An 18,431-nucleotide genomic window follows, 5' to 3' on the forward strand; every position below is an offset into this window, starting at 1 on the left:
ATGGAAAATAAAAAGAAAAGTTTGATCCCAAAGGCCGCCTTGATCAAAGCCTGGTTCATTTGGGAGACATTTCCCCAGACATGCTATAACTATGAAAGAATGATGGGGCAGGTTGTTGCCCACATGTTTTCGGCAATCATTAATTTCCTGTATAAAGATAACCCGGCAAAGCGCAAAGAGGTCATGAAACGGGAAATTGAATTCTTCAATGTACATATTGAGTTCGGTGCATGTATCCTTGGTATGGCGGTTGCCCTGGAAGAACAAAAGGCCATGGGTGAAGAGATACCCGATGAATTTATCACGAACTTAAAAACTTCTCTGATGGGGCCTTTAGCCGGTATGGGTGATACCATCTGGCAGGGCGTGGTAATCCCGATTCTTTTAGCGGTATGTATCGACTTAACCCGTTCCGGAAGCGGAAATATATGGGGAGCCATCATATACGCAGTTGTGATTATTGCAGCCGCATATGGCCTGAGTTACTGGAACTTTATGTTCGGCTATAAAGCCGGAAGTGAGGCAATCATGGACTTCCTTGAAAAGGGAATCCTCAATAAATTGATCAAAGGTGCTTCCATCATGGGATGCATGGTAATGGGCGGCCTGGTGGTCAACTATGTAAAGGCAAGCTGCGGACTTAAAGTGGTAAGTTCCACATCTACTTATGACATTCAGACGAGCTTTCTGGACGCGATCTGCCCAAGCATCCTTCCGCTTGCAGTGACCATGCTCGTTTACTATCTGATGAACAAGAGAAGATGGTCTTCACTGAAAATCATCGGGCTGATCGTTGTAATCGGTGTGGTAGGCGGAGCGACCGGAATCCTGGCATATTAAGTTCAGAAAGAGTGAGAAAGATGAAAGCAATCATATTAAATCAACCAAAAGATTTTGCCGTCAAAGAGATTGAATTACCGGAGTTAAAAGAAGGCGAGGTGCTGATCCGGATCAAGGATTCCGGCATCTGTACCAACGATGTACGGGACTTTAATGGAGACTGCAGTTACAGCTACCCAAGGATCGGCGGACATGAGTACTGCGGAGTGATCGAGGAACTTGGAAGCGGAGTCAATAAGAAACGTTTCTCTAAGGGACAGAAAGTGGTCCAATATATCATTGACGACTGCAGGGAATGTTTCTTCTGCAAGCATGGGGAAGAAAACATCTGTGAAGAACATCCGAAGAGCAAAATTTTCACAAACCCGGACGGATTGTCAGGATACGGCGGATTTGCAGAATTTGTTGTGGCAAAAGCAGAAGACCTGTTTGTATATCCGGACAGTACATCGTTTGAAAAAATGGCATTTACGGAGCCTTTGGCATGTGTAGTCAACAGTATCACCCGTACAAATATTCAGTTTGGAGATGATGTGGCTGTCATCGGAGGCGGTACCATGGGCATGCTTCACGTAATGCTTGCCAAATTAAAGGGAGCCAGAGTGATTTTAAGTGAGCCGCTTAAGGAGCGAAGAGACAGGGCGCAGAAGCTTGGATGTGACGATGTAATCGATCCGATGGCGGAGGATGCCGCTGAAAAGGTAAAAAAACTCACCGGCGGCAGAGGTGCCCAGGTGGTATTCAATACGACAGCGATCCCGGCCATTGCGGCTCAGGCTGTGGAAATGACTTCCCCCGGAGGCATGAGCGTCATGTTCAGCTCCATGCATCCAAACGATCCAGTGCCGGTAGATATGGGAGCCGTGCATTCTTACCAGAAGACAGTCACAGGCGCCGTTAGTCCGACCATTACATCTTTCCACCAGGCGGTACAGCTGATTGGAAAAGGGCTGATCGACCCAACCGTTCTGACGGAACAGATTTTTGATTACCGGGACTTTGGCAAAGCCATTGAGGCGGCAATGAAACCGGATACATATAAAGTGATCCTCAGATTTGGAGAATAGCAAATGGAACAGTATATTGGAATTGATATAGGGACTTCTTCTGCAAAGCTGACGCTGATCGACGGAGCGGGAGAGATCAGGAGAGAAAGCAGCAGAGAGTATGAAATTTCACAGCCAAAACCGGGATGGAAGGAGATTGATCCCGAAATCTGGATGAATGCGGTGGAAGAAGCCATGGCGGAACTTCTTTCAGGAGAAGATCCGGAGCACATCGGAGCCATTGGTGTCACGGGACAGATGCATACCGCAGTATTTCTTGGATTGGACGGAGCGCCTATACGCCCGGCATTGATGTGGAATGACACAAGGACCATGGATCTTGTAAAGGAAACAAAAGAAAAGATCCATAAGGTCCCGGAAGTTTCCTATATCTCCAATATCATTTCCACCGGAAGCCCGGCAATTAACCTGCTGTGGCTGAAGAAAAATGAACCGGAACATTTTCAGAAGATGAAGACATTTTTGATCGGACCGGATTATATCGTTTTTCGGCTTACGGGGCAGTGTCAGACTGATTATTGTGAGGCATCCACTTCTTCTCTATTTGATTTAAAGACAGGAACATGGTCTTCGGAGATCCGGAAAATCTTAGGGTTTCCGGAGGACATTTATCCAAAGGTAAAAGGAAGCGGAGAGACGGCAGGATATGTGGCCGAAGTCTGGAGGCGAAAATTCGGCTTCAAAAAGCAGGTAAAAGTGATTGTCGGCACCGGAGATAATCCGGCAGCAGCCATATCCACAGGATGCTTTTCCAATATGTATCCGGTCCTTTCGCTTGGAACATCCGGTGTCCTGATGTTCCCGAAGGAAAAGATAGAGTTTGGGGCAAAAGGAAAAAATATTATGTTTTCTGTGGATGGTGAAAACACCGTGATTCTGGTCCAGGGTGTGGTACAGTCATCGGGAAGCAGTTTTGGCTGGTGGGTCAGACAGATTCTTAAAACAGATGATTTTTCCGCTGAGACTGACGGAGTGGATCTTTCAAAACTCGGAGAAAACAATCTGATCTTTTATCCGCACCTTGCAGGTGACAAGACGATCTATGGAGATCCGGCTCTGAGGGGAGCTTTGATCGGCATCGGAACTGAAACTGCAAGACAGGAGATAACTGCTGCGGTCATGGAAGGGATTTGTTTTGGTGTGAGACAGCTTACAGAAGTCATGCACGTTGGACGGACTGCGCTTCAGAATCTGAAAGTGACCGGCGGAGGCTCCAAAAATGAAGTATGGATGCAGATTCTTGCGGATGTTCTGAATACGAGAGTAGAACAGCTGGAAAGCGGGACCGGAGCGGGATATGGCATAGCGCTCATGGCAGCCGCAGCTGCAGGGCAGGACGTAACACTTGAGCAGATGGTTGGCAGGACCGTTCGGATTAAAAAATGTTTTAACCCAAGAAAATATAATGCGGGGCTTTATGAAATCAAATACCAGAAGTATAAAAAGATATATGGGGCGCTGTCAGAAGTGCTCCGTGAGCAGAAAGGGTGATTTGGAAATGAGGACATGTGATATCTGTGATGCACCTTTGGGAATGTTTAAGAAATTTCGATATGCGGAAGGGTATATCTGCAAAGAATGTTATGAAAAGGCCAGCAACTATTTTACAGAGACGATCGCAAAGAAAAGTTATGGTGAAATCAGGGAGTTGTGCGAAAGGAAGAGTGAACTTTCAGAGGACTTTGAAATTACAGGGCGGATCGGGAATTATATTTTGATGGATGAGAAAAACAGAAAGGTCTGCCTTCTCAATAACCGCATTAACCAAAAGCAGGTTTCAGAGCCGGAGTTTTATTCGCTGGATTGGATCAGCAGGTGTCGGATCGATTACAGACCTTTTATGTCTCTTGAAGAACTGGAACATAAGATCAAGGCAAAAGAGGCGGGTACGATTCAATACCTGAAGGTTTTGATCAAACTCCGGGATGGCCGGGAGAAACAGATTTCTTTGTTCTCAAATCCCGTCAGGATCAAAAGCTTTGCAATGAAACAGTCCTTCTCATTTGCAAAACGGATCGCGGAAGAAATCGAAAGGCTGAGAGGTGAATCTGTCCAGGTATGATCAGGGAGGAAAAAGATGAAGCAGTTTGATTTTGAGGTGCAGTCACCCGTTGGGATCCATGCGCGTCCGGCTGTACTGCTGGTGGAGAAGGCGCGGACGTACCAGAGCAAAATAACTCTGGAAAAGGGATCTCAGAGAGCGAATGCCAAAAATATGATATCTCTTCTGACACTCAGGGCTCATCAGCATGAAGTAGTAACCTTTATCATAGATGGTGCGGATGAGAAAAAGGCAGAAGAGGAATTGAAAGAATTTTGTATTCATAATCTCTAAGAAGACAGCATCTTTATCAACGGAATCGGCGGCGTTGATAAGGATGCTGTTTTAAGTATTTTGTTGTTATAAGTTAAGCATTTATGCCGGAAACTCCCTCTAAATACTTGATAACAATTGATCAAAGTGGTATATTTAATCTTAATATGGAATCATATCAGTTGGGATAATTCCCTTGCTAAGGAGGAAAAGGATGGATAACCTCGCAAAAGAGATTGAAGATTTAAAAAGAGAAAGAAATGCGGTCTTATTGGCCCATTATTATGTAGATGATGCTGTACAGGCAATTGCGGATTATGTTGGGGATTCGTATTACCTCGCAAAGGTAGCGCTGAATGAGTCGAAAGATGTGATTTGTTTTGCCGGTGTAAGCTTTATGGGAGAAAGTGCAAAGATCCTGAATCCTGACAGGACTGTGATCATGCCGGACCAGCTGGCTGACTGTCCGATGGCCCATATGGTAGACTTGGACAAGATCCGGAAAGTAAGAGAAGAGTATGATGATCTGGCAGTGGTCTGTTATATAAATTCTACGGCAGAGATCAAGTCTTATTCGGATGTCTGTGTGACATCTTCCAATGCCATGAAGATTGTAAAGGCTCTGCCTCAGAAGAATATTTTCTTTATTCCAGATGAAAACCTGGGAAGATATATCGGATCAAAAATACCGGAGAAGAACTTTATTTACAATGACGGATTCTGTCATGTACATACAAGCATTACCGCAGACAATGTTAAGAAAGCCAAGGAAGCACATCCGGATGCAGAGATCCTTGTACATCCTGAGTGTACGATGGATGTAGTGGAACTGGCCGACTATGTAGGGAGCACATCCGGGATCATCGATTATGCCACTGCATCTGATGCGGACAAGTTTATCATCTGTACAGAGATGGGGGTATTATACGAACTTAAGCAGAAGAATCCGAACAAGACGTTTTATTCTGTGGGACACAGACAGTTCTGTCCGAACATGAAGAGGATCACCCTTGAAAATGTCAGAGACACACTCAGAGATATGAAAAACCAGGTGGAATTGGATGAGACACTGCGTCTTGACGCAAAGAAAGCGTTGGATAAGATGCTGCGTATCGCTCAGTAGATAAAAAGCAGCCGTTTATCCGGGGGAAAGGATTATTTTTAATTATGAGATCAGCAGATGTAATTGTGGTTGGAACCGGCGCTGCGGGATTGTTTCACGCTCTGTTCCTTCCAAAAGATTACAGAGTCATTATGATTACCAAGACAGAAGTAGAGGAAAGTGATTCCTTTCTGGCGCAGGGAGGAATTTCCGCACTGCGCAATGAAGAAGATTACGACTTGTACTTTGAAGACACCATGAAGGCAGGACACTATGAAAATGACAGAGCAGCCGTGGATAAGATGATCACCCGTTCCAGGGAAATCATCCATGAGCTTATCGGATTCGGTGTTCAGTTTGATCAGAGAGATGGGGAGACTGAGTATACCCGGGAGGGGGGACATTCCATTTTCCGGATTCTTCATCATGATGATGTGACAGGAAAAGAAATTACGGGCAAGCTCTATGAGGAAGTGAAACGGCGGGATAACATTGAGATCCTTACTCACTCTACGATGATCGACCTGATTGAGGAAAAAGGGGCCTGCCGGGGAGTTGTCTATGTGACATCCAAAGGAGATGTGGACTGCATCTATGCAGGAAAGACCGTACTCGCAACGGGAGGAATGGGAGGACTGTTCAGACATTCCACCAATTACAGACATCTCACCGCAGATGGGTTGGCAATCTGCCTGCGCCATAACGTGGAGATCCAGAATATCAATTACATACAGATTCATCCGACTACTTTTTATTCTGACAAGCCGGGCAGGAGCTTTTTGATCTCGGAGTCTGTCAGAGGGGAAGGAGCCTATTTATACAATAAAGGCGGGGAACGGTTTATAGATGAGCTGCTGCCCAGAGATATTGTGACCGCGGCCATCCGTGAGCAGATGGAGAAAGATAGGACCGATTATGTGCGGCTGTCTGTGACTCATCTGGACGGAGAGCGGATAAGACAAAGATTTCCTAACATTTATAAGCAGTGCCTGGAAGAAGGATATGACATGACGAAGGAATGGATTCCGGTGACTCCCGCACAGCATTATTTTATGGGAGGAATCAAGGTAGATTTAAGAAGCCGTACATCCATGGAGGATTTATATGCAGTGGGAGAAACCAGCTGCAATGGAGTCCATGGAAAGAATCGGCTGGCAAGCAATTCTCTGCTGGAATCTCTTGTTTTTGCCCTGGAATCAGCCGAGGATATTGCAAAGGCACCAAAAAAGCCTTCAGAATGCCAGGTTGATTTAGCAAAGTATCATGATATTTTCGGTATTCAGGAGGAGAACAAACGTCTTGTGCTGGAAGAGATCAAAAGAAAGGATGGGGATTTCTATGATAAATGGTGTAACAATGGCGGTAAATATTGATGAGTATCTGCTGAATGCGTTAAAAGAGGACATCACCGGAGAGGATGTCAGCACCAATGCTGTCATGCCAGAACCAAGACAGGGACAGGTCGAGCTGATCTGTAAAGAGGACGGAATTGTCGCAGGCCTGGAAGTGTTTCACCGCGTATTCACACTTCTGGATGAACACGTAACTTTCGAGACAAAGCTGAGCGATGGAGACGAGATCAAAGCCGGTCAGCTTATGGGAGTGCTCAGAGGAGACATCCGGGTCCTGCTGTCAGGAGAGAGGACGGCGCTGAATTATCTTCAGAGAATGAGCGGGATCGCAACGTTTACCAATTCCCTCGTAAAAGAATTAGAAGGTTCCTCCACACAGCTTCTGGATACGAGAAAGACAACACCGAATATGCGTCCGTTTGAGAAATATGCGGTAACGGTCGGAGGCGGCAAGAATCACCGTTATAATCTCTCTGACGGGGTGATGCTGAAAGACAACCACATCGGCGCTGCCGGAGGGGTCCGGGAGGCAGTCTATGCGGCAAGAGCGTATGCTCCATTTGTGCGGAAGATTGAAGTAGAGACCGAAAATCTTGCCATGGTGAATGACGCCCTGGAGGCAGGTGCAGATATTATTATGCTGGACAACATGTCGGATGAAATGATGAAGGAAGCAGTTAAAATCATCGGAAGCCGTGCTCTCACAGAGTGTTCCGGCAATGTGACTAAGGAACGGTTAAAGAAGATCAAAGAGATTGGAGTGGATTTCGTATCTTCCGGGGCATTGACCCATTCGGCTCCGATCCTGGATATTTCACTGAAAAACCTGAAACCAACAGAATAATAAAAGAGTGATATGGGAAGGCCAGAAAATACAGGATATTTTCTGGCCTTTTTCAGTGGTTTTTACTGATAGTGGAAGGGATGCCTTTAAGTGAGCGTTGACAGAAATCATAGGAAAGTCTAAAATAATAAATAATATATATCAATAAACAATGATAAAAAGTAATAAAAAGGAGTTCCTATGCTTTCCAAGACTGCACAAAAAATAATGAAAGTGCTGATCCATCAGGATGATGATTTTATCACCTATGAGAGAATTGCAGGGATGCTGGAGATTTCTGAGCGGAGTGTACATAATTATATGAAAGAGGCAGCTGAATTTTGTGAAGAGAATGGATATCAGCTTGTCCGCCGGAGGGGAAGAGGGGTCTGTCTTCAGGCAGGGCTGCACAGAAAAGAATTGGAACACTTATTTCCGAAAGACCATATCCCCTGCGAAACAAGAAAATACCGGATGCGCTATATTGTCAGGACTCTGATTGAAAATGGGGAGCCTTACACGGCGTCTTTGTTTGCGGAGGAGCTGTTTGTCTCCAAATCCACGATCCGCACAGATATCGAGAAGGCAAATAAGATTTTAGAGCCGGACAGAGTATGTATCAGGCAGATCGTGGGAAAAGGAATTGTCATACAGGGCCGGGAATTTGACCTGAGAAAAGTTCTGGTATGCCAAAATCAGAAAGTTTATCTGGAGGAGGCTCCGAAGTCAGCCACAGTGCCGGATTACAGAATCGATCCGGTGACATATGCAAGATTTTTATCTCAGTACAGAAAGAGCACAGCCGATAAGGTAATTTCCTGTATTCAGCAGCTGGAGAGACAGATCGGCATGCAGTTTAATGATTATACATTTTGTATGCTGGCCGAATATACGAGCAGTCAGATGAATCGGCTGAGAGGAGGACATTGTCTGGAAGAGTCTATGATCAGCAGACTTACACTGGTAGAGGAGATCGCCGACTGGACCGACATACTCACAGGACTTCTGAACAGACAATTCCGGATGAACATTGACCCGAGGGAGGGATTGTATCTATATCTTCTGCTTCTCGGAGCGGAAGTACAGAACAGCAGCCGCATTGTTAATAAAAAATTTCTGATCGAAAAAGAGATAGATATCGAAGACGCCGCCCAGAACATGATTCAGTACATTTCTTCCATTGTGGGGAGAGATTTCAGGGAAGATCCTCTGCTAAAGACAAGTACAGCCTTATTTCTGAACAGTTCCTTCATAAGAGTAAAGTTTGGGTTTGAGATTAAAAATCCTTTTCTGGAAGAGATAAAGAGGACGTACTCAGCCATATTTTCAGCCTGTTTTACGGCAAGCAAAGAATATGAAAGCCTTGTGGGCGCATTTCCGACGGAAGATGAGATCTCATATATGGCAATTCTCTTTGGCGGGGCCATGGTTCAGAATAAGAGGGACATCAATACAGTCGTTATCGGCAGCGGCGGAGTGGGGATCGCTCAGATCATTACCAGGAAGATCGAACATAAGATTATGGATATCAATGTTACATCTGTACTCCCGGCAAATGCAGGAGTCATGATCGATGAGAGTCAGTATGACCTTGTGATCACCACGGTTCCCTCATTGAAGATCAAACACCCTTATGTGGTTTACACGACTCCGCTTGTGGGAGAGCAGGATGTCTTCAGGATCAAGAAAATTTGTCATGAGATGAAAGAAGAGAAAAAGAATCTGGAAAAACGATGGACCATTAAGAATTTGATGGAGGACGAACTGATTTTTCTGGAGTCGGGGACATTGACGAAAAAAGCCCTGTTACATAAGGTGTGCAGAAAGCTGCAGGACGGGGGCTATGTAAAGGACGGCTTTTATGAGGATGTACTGAGTAGGGAAGAGATCAGCGTATCCGTGCTGGGAGGAGGCGTTGCGGTTCCACATGGCATGGCAAATCTCGTTGAAAAGCCGGCTGTGGCGATCATAAAGACGGACCATAAAGTTGAGTGGGATGAGGGAAGCGTGGATGTGATATTTTTACTGGCGCTGAATTTTGAAGACATTCAGTCCACCAGAGCATTTTTTGAAACATTTTACGAAATGACGATGGAAAAGAATGCGGCAAAACTCATAAGGAAAGCGGGTAATAAAGAAGAGATCAAGAATATTATCATGATGAATTCGGATTAAGAAGGTGTCTTTTGGGCACTTTCTTTTTTTATATAATGAAGAGAGACTGAACGCTATGTCATAAACTGCAGTTGTTTACCCGCAATTTTTGGTTTTGCCTCGGTGCAGTGCAGCGTTTTTGCAGATATACAACTGCAAAAAGAGAACAAAAGAGATATTGAATAATAATATAAATAAATATAAAATAATAATAAACAAGGATAAATAATAAAAAGAAAGGAAAGCTATGAAAAGAGCAGCGGAAAAGGAACTTATGGTTTCTGCATCTGTTTCCTGCATGGATCTGTGTCATCTGGCAGATGCCGTAGAGGAAGCCGAGGAAGCGGGAATCTCGTTTTTTCACTATGATATGGTGGATGGAAGGTTTAATGATTGTTTCATATTATCGGAAACACTCTTAAAACAGATGAGAGGCATAACCAGCCTCCCCATAGAAGCTCATCTGGCCGCTTATGAGCCAGAGCGCTATATCGGCATGTATGCCGATGCGGGAGCAGATTACATAGCGGTACACTATGAGGCGATGAAAGAACCTCTCAGGGTGCTTGAACAGATCAGGAAAGCGGGTGTCCAGCCGGTATTGGCATATAAATCCACGACACCCCCGGGGGAGAATTTCATCACACTGGCAGGTGAAGCGGCCTGGATCTTAAAACTCACAGTCGACCCCGGGTTTTCAGGACAAAAGATGCAGGAGGGGGCCCTCGGTCACATCAGGCAGATGAGGACGATGCTGAACGATACAGGACTGAAGACGAAGATTCAGGCAGACGGCAACATCAATCAGGATACGATTCCGAGAGCGGTAAAAGCCGGGGCAGACATCTTAACCGGAGGAACATCGGGATTGTTTCTTAAAGGAAAGACAGTAAAGCAATGCTGTGAAGACATGCTAAAAGCGGCAGAAGAAGCAAAAGGAGTAAAGAACTATGGAATTAATGAATGAAGGACTGATCGTATTTGACCTGGAAGCGGCGTCACCGGAAGAAACAGTCTCTAAGATTGCCGGAGTAATGGAAGAACAGGGACGTTTGAATGACAGGGCGGCATATGTGGCGGATGTTATAAAGAGAGAGGAGGGAGCGCCGACAAGTATAGGATTTCTGATCGCCACACCCCATGCGAAATCGGTCCATGTAAAGGAACCGTCTCTGGCATTTGCAAGGCTGAAAGACCCGGTGCAGTGGGCGAATGAAAAAGTCCAGATGGTCTTTCAGATCGCAGTTCCGGACCCGGGACAGGGAGATAAGCATCTGGAGATTCTGGCGAAATTGTCAAGAAAGATCATCCATGATGACTTCAGAGAGCAGCTCATGAATGTAACCAATGAAAAAGAAGTGTTGGAACTGATACTATAAGGAGGAGAGAGAAGATGAACGAACTTGCAGGTATTTTTAAAGATACAAGAAAACATCTGATGAACGAGTGTCCCATATGATTCCGTTTGTAGTGACCGGAGGTATTTTAATGGCAGTTGCCGTCATGGCATACGGGCAGGGAGGTGTTCCGCCGGAAGGGACCTGGATGGCAACTTTATGGAACTTTGGTTCTACCGCGCTGAATTTGATGGTACCGGTTTTGTCAGCATATATTGCGGCATCCATCGCAGACCGTGCGGGTATTTGTCCCGGATTTGTTGGAGGAATGATCTCCATCAGTGTCGGAGCCGGATTCCTGGGAGGAATCGTAACAGGACTTCTTGGCGGAATTGTATGCTACTATTTAAAAAAGATCAAAGTGCCGAAAGCATTGAGCTCCATCATGCCCATCATGATCATTCCGATCGTCGGTTCTTTAGTAACCATGGGATTTATGCAGTATGTCCTTGGAGCACCGATCGCAGGAATTATGGACGGAATGACAAAGGTTATGGAGCATTTGGGAAATGGGAATAAAGTAATTTTAGGTGCAGTATGCGGACTGCTAGCAGGCTTTGACTTTGGCGGACCATTTAATAAGGTAGCATATACCTTTGGCGTGGCTACGGTAAGTGCCGGCGTGTATACATATGCAGGGCCTATGGCTGTGACAATGACAGCACCGCCGCTTGGATGTGCTCTGGCAGCATTTTTAGCAAAGAAAAAGTTTACCCAGGAAGAGAGAGAAGCAGCAAAGAGTGCAGTTGCCATGGGCTGTGTAGGGATTACTGAGGGAGCTATTCCGTTTGCGGCCAACGACCCGCTGCGTGTCATTCCATCGACCATGATCGGTTCGGCTGTAGGCGGAGCCGTGGGTTATCTGTTCAATATTACAAATCCTGTTGCCTGGTCCGGCCTGATTATGATTCCTGTCCTTGGAAATCCAATTGGATTTCTTGTATCCCTTGCCATTGCCGTCGGAGTGACTGCGGGGCTGATGATTCTGCTGAAGAAGGATATTACAGAAGAGGCAGCAGGCACAGACGAAGGGGATTTAGACATTGATCTTTCATTTGAATAAAGAACATCAGAAAATCTAGAGGAGGTATTCTATCATGAAATTTTTAGCGGTTACGGCATGCCCGTCAGGGGTGGCACATACCTATATGTCAGCGGAGGCGCTGGAGAAAGCGGCCAGGAAACACGGGATCGAGATTAAAGTGGAGACACAGGGGTCTATCGGGATAGAGAACCAGATTACACCGGAAGATCTGATCGGAACGGATGCGGTGATCCTTACGAAGGATATGCCGATCAAGGATGAGGACAGATTTGAAAATATTCCAAAGGTCAAAGTAGGAGTCAGTGATGCTGTGAAGAAGGCAGAGGCAATCATTACGAAGTTGGAAAAAATGGTGAAGGAACTTTAAACAAAAACAAGGGCGGCTTTCGTAAAGCCGCCCCCTTTTATACCGTTTTATCTATCTTGTCTCTGCTTTTTGATAGATCCTGTATAATACAGGCTGAAGAATTAAGCATATGACCGCATATACAGGAATGATAACGGCTGCTGTGGTCATGACTTTTCCTCCTAATTCCACAAGTCCGGATTCTTTAATATCTATATATATTTCTAATAACTGATCCGGAAAGAAAGAACACACTCCCGGCAATGTAATGATCCTGCTTAAAAAAGGAAGCGCACACAGTACAATGAACGGCACAATGACGGCTGTTGGAGTCGAACGTGTGATTGCCGATACAAGCATAGCAAGTATGGAAGCAAACAGCGTACCAATATAACCGCCTGCTGCAATAAATAGATATGCCTGCAGAAAAGAAATATTATAAACACTTCTCCACATGTCCAGCTGAATAGGGCAATTTGCACCGTCTGTGCCCAATACGAAAAGTACAGTCAGAGTATATAAAAACACAAAAACAACATAAAAAACCGTGGTAATTAAAAATCCCGCCCACATCTTTGATAAAATCCCTTTACTCCTTCCTAATTTGGCTGAAAAGAAAATAGAATCTGCCTTTGTCTGAAACTCATCTGAAAAAATACCGGATACCAAAAAACCAATGATTAACGCTAAAATCAGAATAAATGTGGATATGTTTTGCAGCAATGCGCTCCATCCGTCTATATATTCATAGTGAAAAGGTGTTTCCAGGTTTTTATATTGCCGTATCAAAAATTTTTTTTGTTCATCCGTAAAAGTTTCTTTTCCCGAATCAAGATATTCTTTTAAAGCAGAAATTCTTTTTTTGTAAATATTTTTCACATCCCTGCCGGAAACATGGTCAGCCGCAAAACCGTCGTAATCTCTATATTCACTGAATGCACAATTAATAACATCAAGAATGCCGGTAATATCCTGTATTTTTGCAAATGCTTTATCCTGTTCCAGCAGGTCATCTGACAATGCTTCTTTGGAATTTTTAATTTTCTTATTTTTCTCCAGCACCTTTTGAAGGACATCCTCGGTAAGATCACCTGCCCATTTGTTCTGGGCTGTTCTAAGGTTTTTTGCCGCTGAGATTCCAGTCGAGCTGTTTCCGTTATCATCAATATACTCAACTTTGTTAATTGTCAGAATACTGGTTAGAATGAGGGTCACCAATAAAACCAGAACGGCTATCCTGTTTTTAAACTTAGAAAATATTTTTTTCAGTTCAAATCGCAGCATTTTCATCACCTGCCTTTTCTCCAAAGTAATATAAAAATACATCCTCTAATGATGCTTTTACACATTTGGCATTTGTAAACGGCCTTTCCTGAGAAATAATGCGCAAAATAATTCCGTCCGGTTCTGTTTTCATATTGGAAATCCTGTACTTTTTTATAAAATCAGAGACCATATTCTTTTCTACAAAACATTCCCATACTGTTTCCGGCATAGAGTTTATGATTTCATCTGCAGATCCTTTGTGCATGAGCTCTCCGTCTTTCATCAGCCAGATTTCATTGGCTATATATTCAATATCAGAAACAATGTGAGTAGACAGAAGAACCAGTCTTTGCTCTGAGAGTTCACTGATTAAGTTTCGGAAACGAATCCTTTCATTTGGGTCAAGCCCTGCCGTGGGCTCATCAAGTATGAGGATTTTTGGATTATTCAGCATTGCCTGTGCAATCCCTGCCCTGCGTTTCATGCCGCCGGATAATTTTTTCATTTTTTTATGCGCTGCCTTTGAAAGCCCTACTTTAAAAAGTAATTCCTTTACCCGCTCTTTTGCGGCAGCAGGAGGGATTCCTTTTAATGCTGCAATATAAAGCAAATAATCCTGCACCGAAAATTGTGGGTAAAACCCAAATTCCTGCGGCAAGTATCCTAATAATCTGCGGTATTCGCTGTCCATTTTGAAAATATCTCTGCCGTCACAGCGGATCGTTCCGCTTGTAGGTTTCAGCAAGGTACACAGCATTCTCATTAACGTAGTTTTTCCTGCTCCGTTTACTCCCAACAGACCATATACTCCGTTTTTCATAGTGAGATTTATATGGTTTACAGCAGTAAAATCTCCAAATTTTTTTGTTAAATGATCAAGTTCTAATTTCATCAAGCGGCACCTCCAAATATTTATTACAACTTTTTAAAATACGGCAGACAGCAAAGACAAGGAAGAGAATTGCAAATCCCAATAAAGTAAACCAGATCGGAACAGCAACGATTTTATATAGACTTTCATTTAAAATGATAAACAGCCATACGGCGCTCCATATAATACATAAAATGATTGCTGCCGTTTCACTGAAACAATATTTGCTGCATAATATACCAAAACAAATACAGGCAGTGATGCTCAATGGAAAAAGAAATTGAATGACCAGCTCTGACACCCCAAAATGCAGTCCCGCTGCAGCAGTCCCGCAAAATACAGTAATCAGAAAGGTATCTATAATGCCAAATAACAGCATACGTGCCGCATATACTTGTTTCAGAGAATAGTAAGAAGCAGCTTCTATTTCCATACACTCATATGACCTGTTTTTCCATAGTTCAGGAATCATAAGTATTACAAACAGTGACGCCATTACCCCCATACTTTTTTTTGCGTATATTTCATCGGTTACAGAGGTTAAAAGAATCCACAATGTTACTAGAAGTAAGAACTGGAGAACCCACCACTTTTTTTGTATGATTTTTGTCTGTATCCATAAAAATTCACGGTAAGACAGCACTCTTTTCCGTTCTGCCGTTAAAAAGGCAGTTTTTGATTTGCGGATTGTTTCTTGTATTCTTTCCTCATGCAGTTCTGCCTGTACGGTTTCTTTATACCTTTTCATCCTTTCTTCCAAATTCATAATTTTCCTCCTTTCTCATCCATTCTTCTAACTGCTGCTTGGCTCGTTTTAAACGGTATTTCACTAATGGGAGACCTATCTGTAATGTTTCAGAAATTTCTCTGAGTTTCAGTTCCTGAAAGTAATAAAGAGTAATTACCTCTCTCAATTCATCTGGTAATTGTTTAAGTGCCTGCTCAATAAAAATTTCGTTCAAAACATACTCCATTTGATGCACCGCTTTATGTTCCCTGACGAATTCTGTTTCTTCCACAGGTGTTTCTTTTATTTTTTTCAAATAATCCTTACATAAGTTACCTGCTATCGTATATAGATAGTTCAAAGTTTTTCCTCTGTAATGATAATCAGACAATTTTATAAAAAAACGTATAAAAGTTTCCTGTGTTAAATCTTCAGCATACTTTTGATCAAAACAATGAGAATGGCAGTAAATTAAAATATTTTTGTAATATGTATGAATAAACAAATCAAATGCAGTATCATCGCCTTGTTTCATTTTTCTGATTAATCGAAAATCACTGTGCACAAAATCCTCCTTTCTCATTGCTGGAACTTTAAAATACTTATCCACTTATTATATATAACGAATCAGCAGTGGACAAAGATAGTACGAAGAAAAATTTTTTAATACACTAAATTTGCATTATGTCTTGCAAAACAATAATAAATAATATATAATAATATAAAACAATAAATTTAAATATATAGAACAAAACAGGGAAGGAGCAGTATATGGAGGGTGTTTTTCAGACAGACAGAGTAAAATACTTAAAAGATAAAATGTTATCGGAACCAAGGTATGCTTCCATTGAGCAGGCACTCATTATAACGGACAGCTACAAACGACATGAGGATCAGCCGAGGATCATTCAGAGAGCGCTGGCATTAAAAGCATCATTGGAGAAGATTAAGATCAGTGCAGAACCGGAGGAACTGATTGTGGGCAACCGCACGGCAGGAGTCCGCTATGGGGTGGTCTTTCCGGAAAGCGGAAGCACATGGGTGGATAAGGAGTTTGAGACTCTTCCCACAAGGCCGCAGGATAAGTTCCATGTCCATCCGGAAGACATTGAAACATTCAGAAAAGAGATTAAACCTTACTGGGAAGGAAAGTCTCTGGAAGATGTCCTAAATGAGAGATATGGAAAAGAAATAAACGAGATATCAAAAGTAGTGAAGATTAACCAAAAGGACCATGCCCAGGGGCATATCTGCCCTAACTGCGTGACATGGCTGAAGCTTGGTCCGGCAGGACTTCAGGAACAGGCAAGAGAGAAACTTACATCCTGCAGTGAGGAGCAGAGAAATTTCTACGAAAGTGTCGTTCTGGTGATGGAAGGCGTCAGAAACTTTATGCTGCGCTATCATGACCTGATGATGGAGCTTTCAGAAGATCAGGACGATGAAGCCAAGAAAGAATCTATGATCTGTGTGGCAAAAAACTGCAAAAAGCTGAGTCAGCATCCGGCAGAGACCTTTCATGAAGCGGTGCAGTCTATATGGTTTTTGTTTGTGGTTCTGCAGATGGAATCCAATGCTTCTTCATTTTCACCGGGGCGTCTGGACCGCCACCTGATCTCTTACTATGAGAATGACATAAAAGAAGAAAGAATCACAAAACAGGATGCACTCGAAATCATCGAATGTATGTGGCTCAAATTCAATGAGATCGTTTATATGAGAAATTCTCACGGTGCAAAATATTTCGCAGGATTTCCAATCGGGTTTAATATAGCTGTCGGAGGCCAGGATGAGCTTGGAAATGATTATTCCAATGATCTTTCGTTTTTATTCCTGGAGGCCCAGAAACACCTTGGACTTCCTCAGCCGAACCTTTCCGTGAGGCTCCACGAGGGCACAGGGGATGATCTTCTATTTGAAGCGGTCCGTGTCGTGTCAAAGGGCAGCGGAATGCCTCAGTTTTTTAATGACAAAGCAGTGATCCCATCCGTCATGGAGCTTGGGATCGAAGAAAAAGATGCCATGGATTATGCCATCGTTGGATGCGTGGAGCTGACGACACAGGGAAATAACCTCGGATGGAGCGATTCTGCCATGTTTAATCTGAATAAGGCGCTGGAAGCCGCAATGACCGGCGGAATCTGTCTGCTCACAGGAGAGAAGATCGCTCCTGATTACGGAAGCCTTGAGACTTATGAAACGTTTGAGGAACTGGAAGATGCATTCCAAAAACAGATCGATTATTTCATGGACAAAATGATCCTGGCCTGTGAGGAGGTAGAGAAGGCACACATCGACCTGCTGCCGTCTCCGTTTCTCTCAGCATCGATCGACGACTGTATGGAAAGAGGAATAGACGTGACAGCAGGAGGAGCAAAATACAACTTATCCGGTATCCAGATGATCCAGGTGGCAAATCTTGCAGACAGCCTGGCGGCAGTAAAACAGATGGTCTATGATGATAAGAAAATTGAGCCGGAAAGACTGCTCCATGCATTAAAGACAAACTTTGAAGGAGATGAGGTCATGAGGACCATGCTCTTAAATAAAGTGCCTAAGTACGGAAACGACGTGGACTGGGTGGACGCCATGGGTACAAAATGGGCCGAATATTTTAAAAACCGTCTGCGCACATTTAAAAACTACCGCGGAGGTCCATACCACACGGGAATGTATACAGTCTCAGCCCATGTACCCATGGGGGAAAATGTCGGGGCGTCACCGGACGGACGCTACGCAGGAGAGCCTCTTGCCGACGGCGGTATGTCTCCGGTTTATGGAAGAGATATGAAAGGTCCGACGGCGGTCCTGAAATCCGTATCAAAACTGGATAAAAATCTTACCACAAACGGAGGGCTGCTGAATATGAAATTTCTGCCTGAATTTTTTAAAAACGAATCCGGTATCCGAAAATTTGCCGGGTTTCTGCGAAGCTTTGTAGACCTGGAAATCCCTCATATACAGTTTAATGTTGTGCGGAGAGAGGATCTCATAGCAGCAAAGAAAAATCCGGAGCAGTACAGGGGCCTTACGGTCCGGGTGGCCGGATATACCGCATATTTCACAGAACTTGCAGATGAACTTCAGAATGAGATCATCGCCCGCACCAGCTACGGAGACATATAAT

The 18,431-nt window shown here is 43.8% G+C and carries 18 protein-coding genes; 14 read left to right on the plus strand and 4 right to left on the minus strand.

Annotated features, from left to right (window positions below; translation table 11 throughout):
• The 13 genes from CI597_RS13035 (at position 1) to CI597_RS13095 (ending at position 12,461) form a co-directional block, all read left to right on the plus strand.
• Positions 1-840, plus strand: a complete 840-nt coding sequence (locus CI597_RS13035) for a PTS system mannose/fructose/sorbose family transporter subunit IID (protein ID WP_024726460.1) — start codon at positions 1-3, stop codon at positions 838-840.
• A gap of 20 nt (positions 841-860) precedes the next feature.
• Positions 861-1,907: a zinc-dependent alcohol dehydrogenase gene (locus CI597_RS13040; RefSeq protein ID WP_024726461.1), complete on the plus strand. Its 1,047-nt coding sequence runs from the start codon at positions 861-863 to the stop codon at positions 1,905-1,907.
• A gap of 3 nt (positions 1,908-1,910) precedes the next feature.
• Positions 1,911-3,398, plus strand: a complete 1,488-nt coding sequence (locus tag CI597_RS13045) for a xylulokinase (RefSeq protein WP_024726462.1) — start codon at positions 1,911-1,913, stop codon at positions 3,396-3,398.
• Positions 3,399-3,405: 7 nt separating this feature from the next.
• Positions 3,406-3,969: a DUF4428 domain-containing protein gene (locus CI597_RS13050; protein ID WP_034548814.1), complete on the plus strand. Its 564-nt coding sequence runs from the start codon at positions 3,406-3,408 to the stop codon at positions 3,967-3,969.
• A gap of 15 nt (positions 3,970-3,984) precedes the next feature.
• On the plus strand, positions 3,985-4,242 hold the full coding sequence (locus CI597_RS13055) for an HPr family phosphocarrier protein (protein ID WP_024726464.1): 258 nt from the start codon (positions 3,985-3,987) through the stop codon (positions 4,240-4,242).
• A gap of 193 nt (positions 4,243-4,435) precedes the next feature.
• Complete coding sequence (gene nadA, locus CI597_RS13060) at positions 4,436-5,344, plus strand: quinolinate synthase NadA (RefSeq protein ID WP_024726465.1); 909 nt, start codon at positions 4,436-4,438, stop codon at positions 5,342-5,344.
• A gap of 44 nt (positions 5,345-5,388) precedes the next feature.
• Positions 5,389-6,696 carry an L-aspartate oxidase gene (locus CI597_RS13065; protein WP_024726466.1) on the plus strand — a complete coding sequence of 436 codons (1,308 nt, stop codon included), beginning with the start codon at positions 5,389-5,391 and terminating at the stop codon, positions 6,694-6,696.
• Positions 6,665-7,519, plus strand: a complete 855-nt coding sequence (gene nadC / locus CI597_RS13070) for a carboxylating nicotinate-nucleotide diphosphorylase (RefSeq protein ID WP_334293352.1) — start codon at positions 6,665-6,667, stop codon at positions 7,517-7,519. The genes CI597_RS13065 and nadC overlap by 32 nt, the downstream gene beginning before the upstream one ends.
• A gap of 180 nt (positions 7,520-7,699) precedes the next feature.
• Positions 7,700-9,673: a BglG family transcription antiterminator gene (locus CI597_RS13075; protein ID WP_024726468.1), complete on the plus strand. Its 1,974-nt coding sequence runs from the start codon at positions 7,700-7,702 to the stop codon at positions 9,671-9,673.
• A gap of 226 nt (positions 9,674-9,899) precedes the next feature.
• A complete protein-coding gene (locus tag CI597_RS13080) occupies positions 9,900-10,619 on the plus strand; it encodes a ribulose-phosphate 3-epimerase (protein ID WP_024726469.1) in 720 nt (239 codons plus the stop codon).
• Positions 10,603-11,031 (plus strand): PTS sugar transporter subunit IIA, encoded by a 429-nt coding sequence (locus CI597_RS13085; RefSeq protein WP_024726470.1) that lies wholly within the window; start codon positions 10,603-10,605, stop codon positions 11,029-11,031. The genes CI597_RS13080 and CI597_RS13085 overlap by 17 nt, the downstream gene beginning before the upstream one ends.
• A gap of 76 nt (positions 11,032-11,107) precedes the next feature.
• A complete protein-coding gene (locus CI597_RS13090; protein ID WP_235824629.1) occupies positions 11,108-12,112 on the plus strand; it encodes a PTS fructose transporter subunit IIC in 1,005 nt (334 codons plus the stop codon).
• Between the two features lie 34 nt (positions 12,113-12,146).
• Positions 12,147-12,461: a PTS fructose-like transporter subunit IIB gene (locus tag CI597_RS13095; RefSeq protein WP_024726471.1), complete on the plus strand. Its 315-nt coding sequence runs from the start codon at positions 12,147-12,149 to the stop codon at positions 12,459-12,461.
• A gap of 51 nt (positions 12,462-12,512) precedes the next feature.
• Here CI597_RS13095 and CI597_RS13100 read toward each other — a convergent pair whose 3' ends face one another.
• From CI597_RS13100 to CI597_RS13115, 4 genes are read right to left on the minus strand one after another with little or no spacing between them, the layout of a single operon-like run.
• The gene (locus tag CI597_RS13100) at positions 12,513-13,724 is read right to left on the minus strand and encodes an ABC transporter permease (RefSeq protein ID WP_024726472.1); all 1,212 of its coding nucleotides are present in this window, start codon (positions 13,722-13,724) and stop codon (positions 12,513-12,515) included.
• A complete protein-coding gene (locus CI597_RS13105; RefSeq protein WP_024726473.1) occupies positions 13,711-14,598 on the minus strand; it encodes an ABC transporter ATP-binding protein in 888 nt (295 codons plus the stop codon). The genes CI597_RS13100 and CI597_RS13105 overlap by 14 nt, the downstream gene beginning before the upstream one ends.
• Positions 14,582-15,343 carry a hypothetical protein gene (locus CI597_RS13110; protein ID WP_024726474.1) on the minus strand — a complete coding sequence of 254 codons (762 nt, stop codon included), beginning with the start codon at positions 15,341-15,343 and terminating at the stop codon, positions 14,582-14,584. The genes CI597_RS13105 and CI597_RS13110 overlap by 17 nt, the downstream gene beginning before the upstream one ends.
• Positions 15,312-15,869 carry an RNA polymerase sigma factor gene (locus CI597_RS13115; protein WP_024726475.1) on the minus strand — a complete coding sequence of 186 codons (558 nt, stop codon included), beginning with the start codon at positions 15,867-15,869 and terminating at the stop codon, positions 15,312-15,314. The genes CI597_RS13110 and CI597_RS13115 overlap by 32 nt, the downstream gene beginning before the upstream one ends.
• Positions 15,870-16,075: 206 nt before the next feature.
• On the opposite strand from CI597_RS13115, the gene CI597_RS13120 reads away from it, so the two are divergent.
• Complete coding sequence (locus tag CI597_RS13120; protein WP_024726476.1) at positions 16,076-18,430, plus strand: glycyl radical protein; 2,355 nt, start codon at positions 16,076-16,078, stop codon at positions 18,428-18,430.
• The last annotated feature ends 1 nt before the right edge of the window (position 18,431 follow it).

It is taken from the genome of Anaerostipes hominis (ex Lee et al. 2021) (assembly GCF_002270485.1).
Classification (GTDB): Bacteria; Bacillota; Clostridia; order Lachnospirales; family Lachnospiraceae; genus Anaerostipes; species Anaerostipes hominis.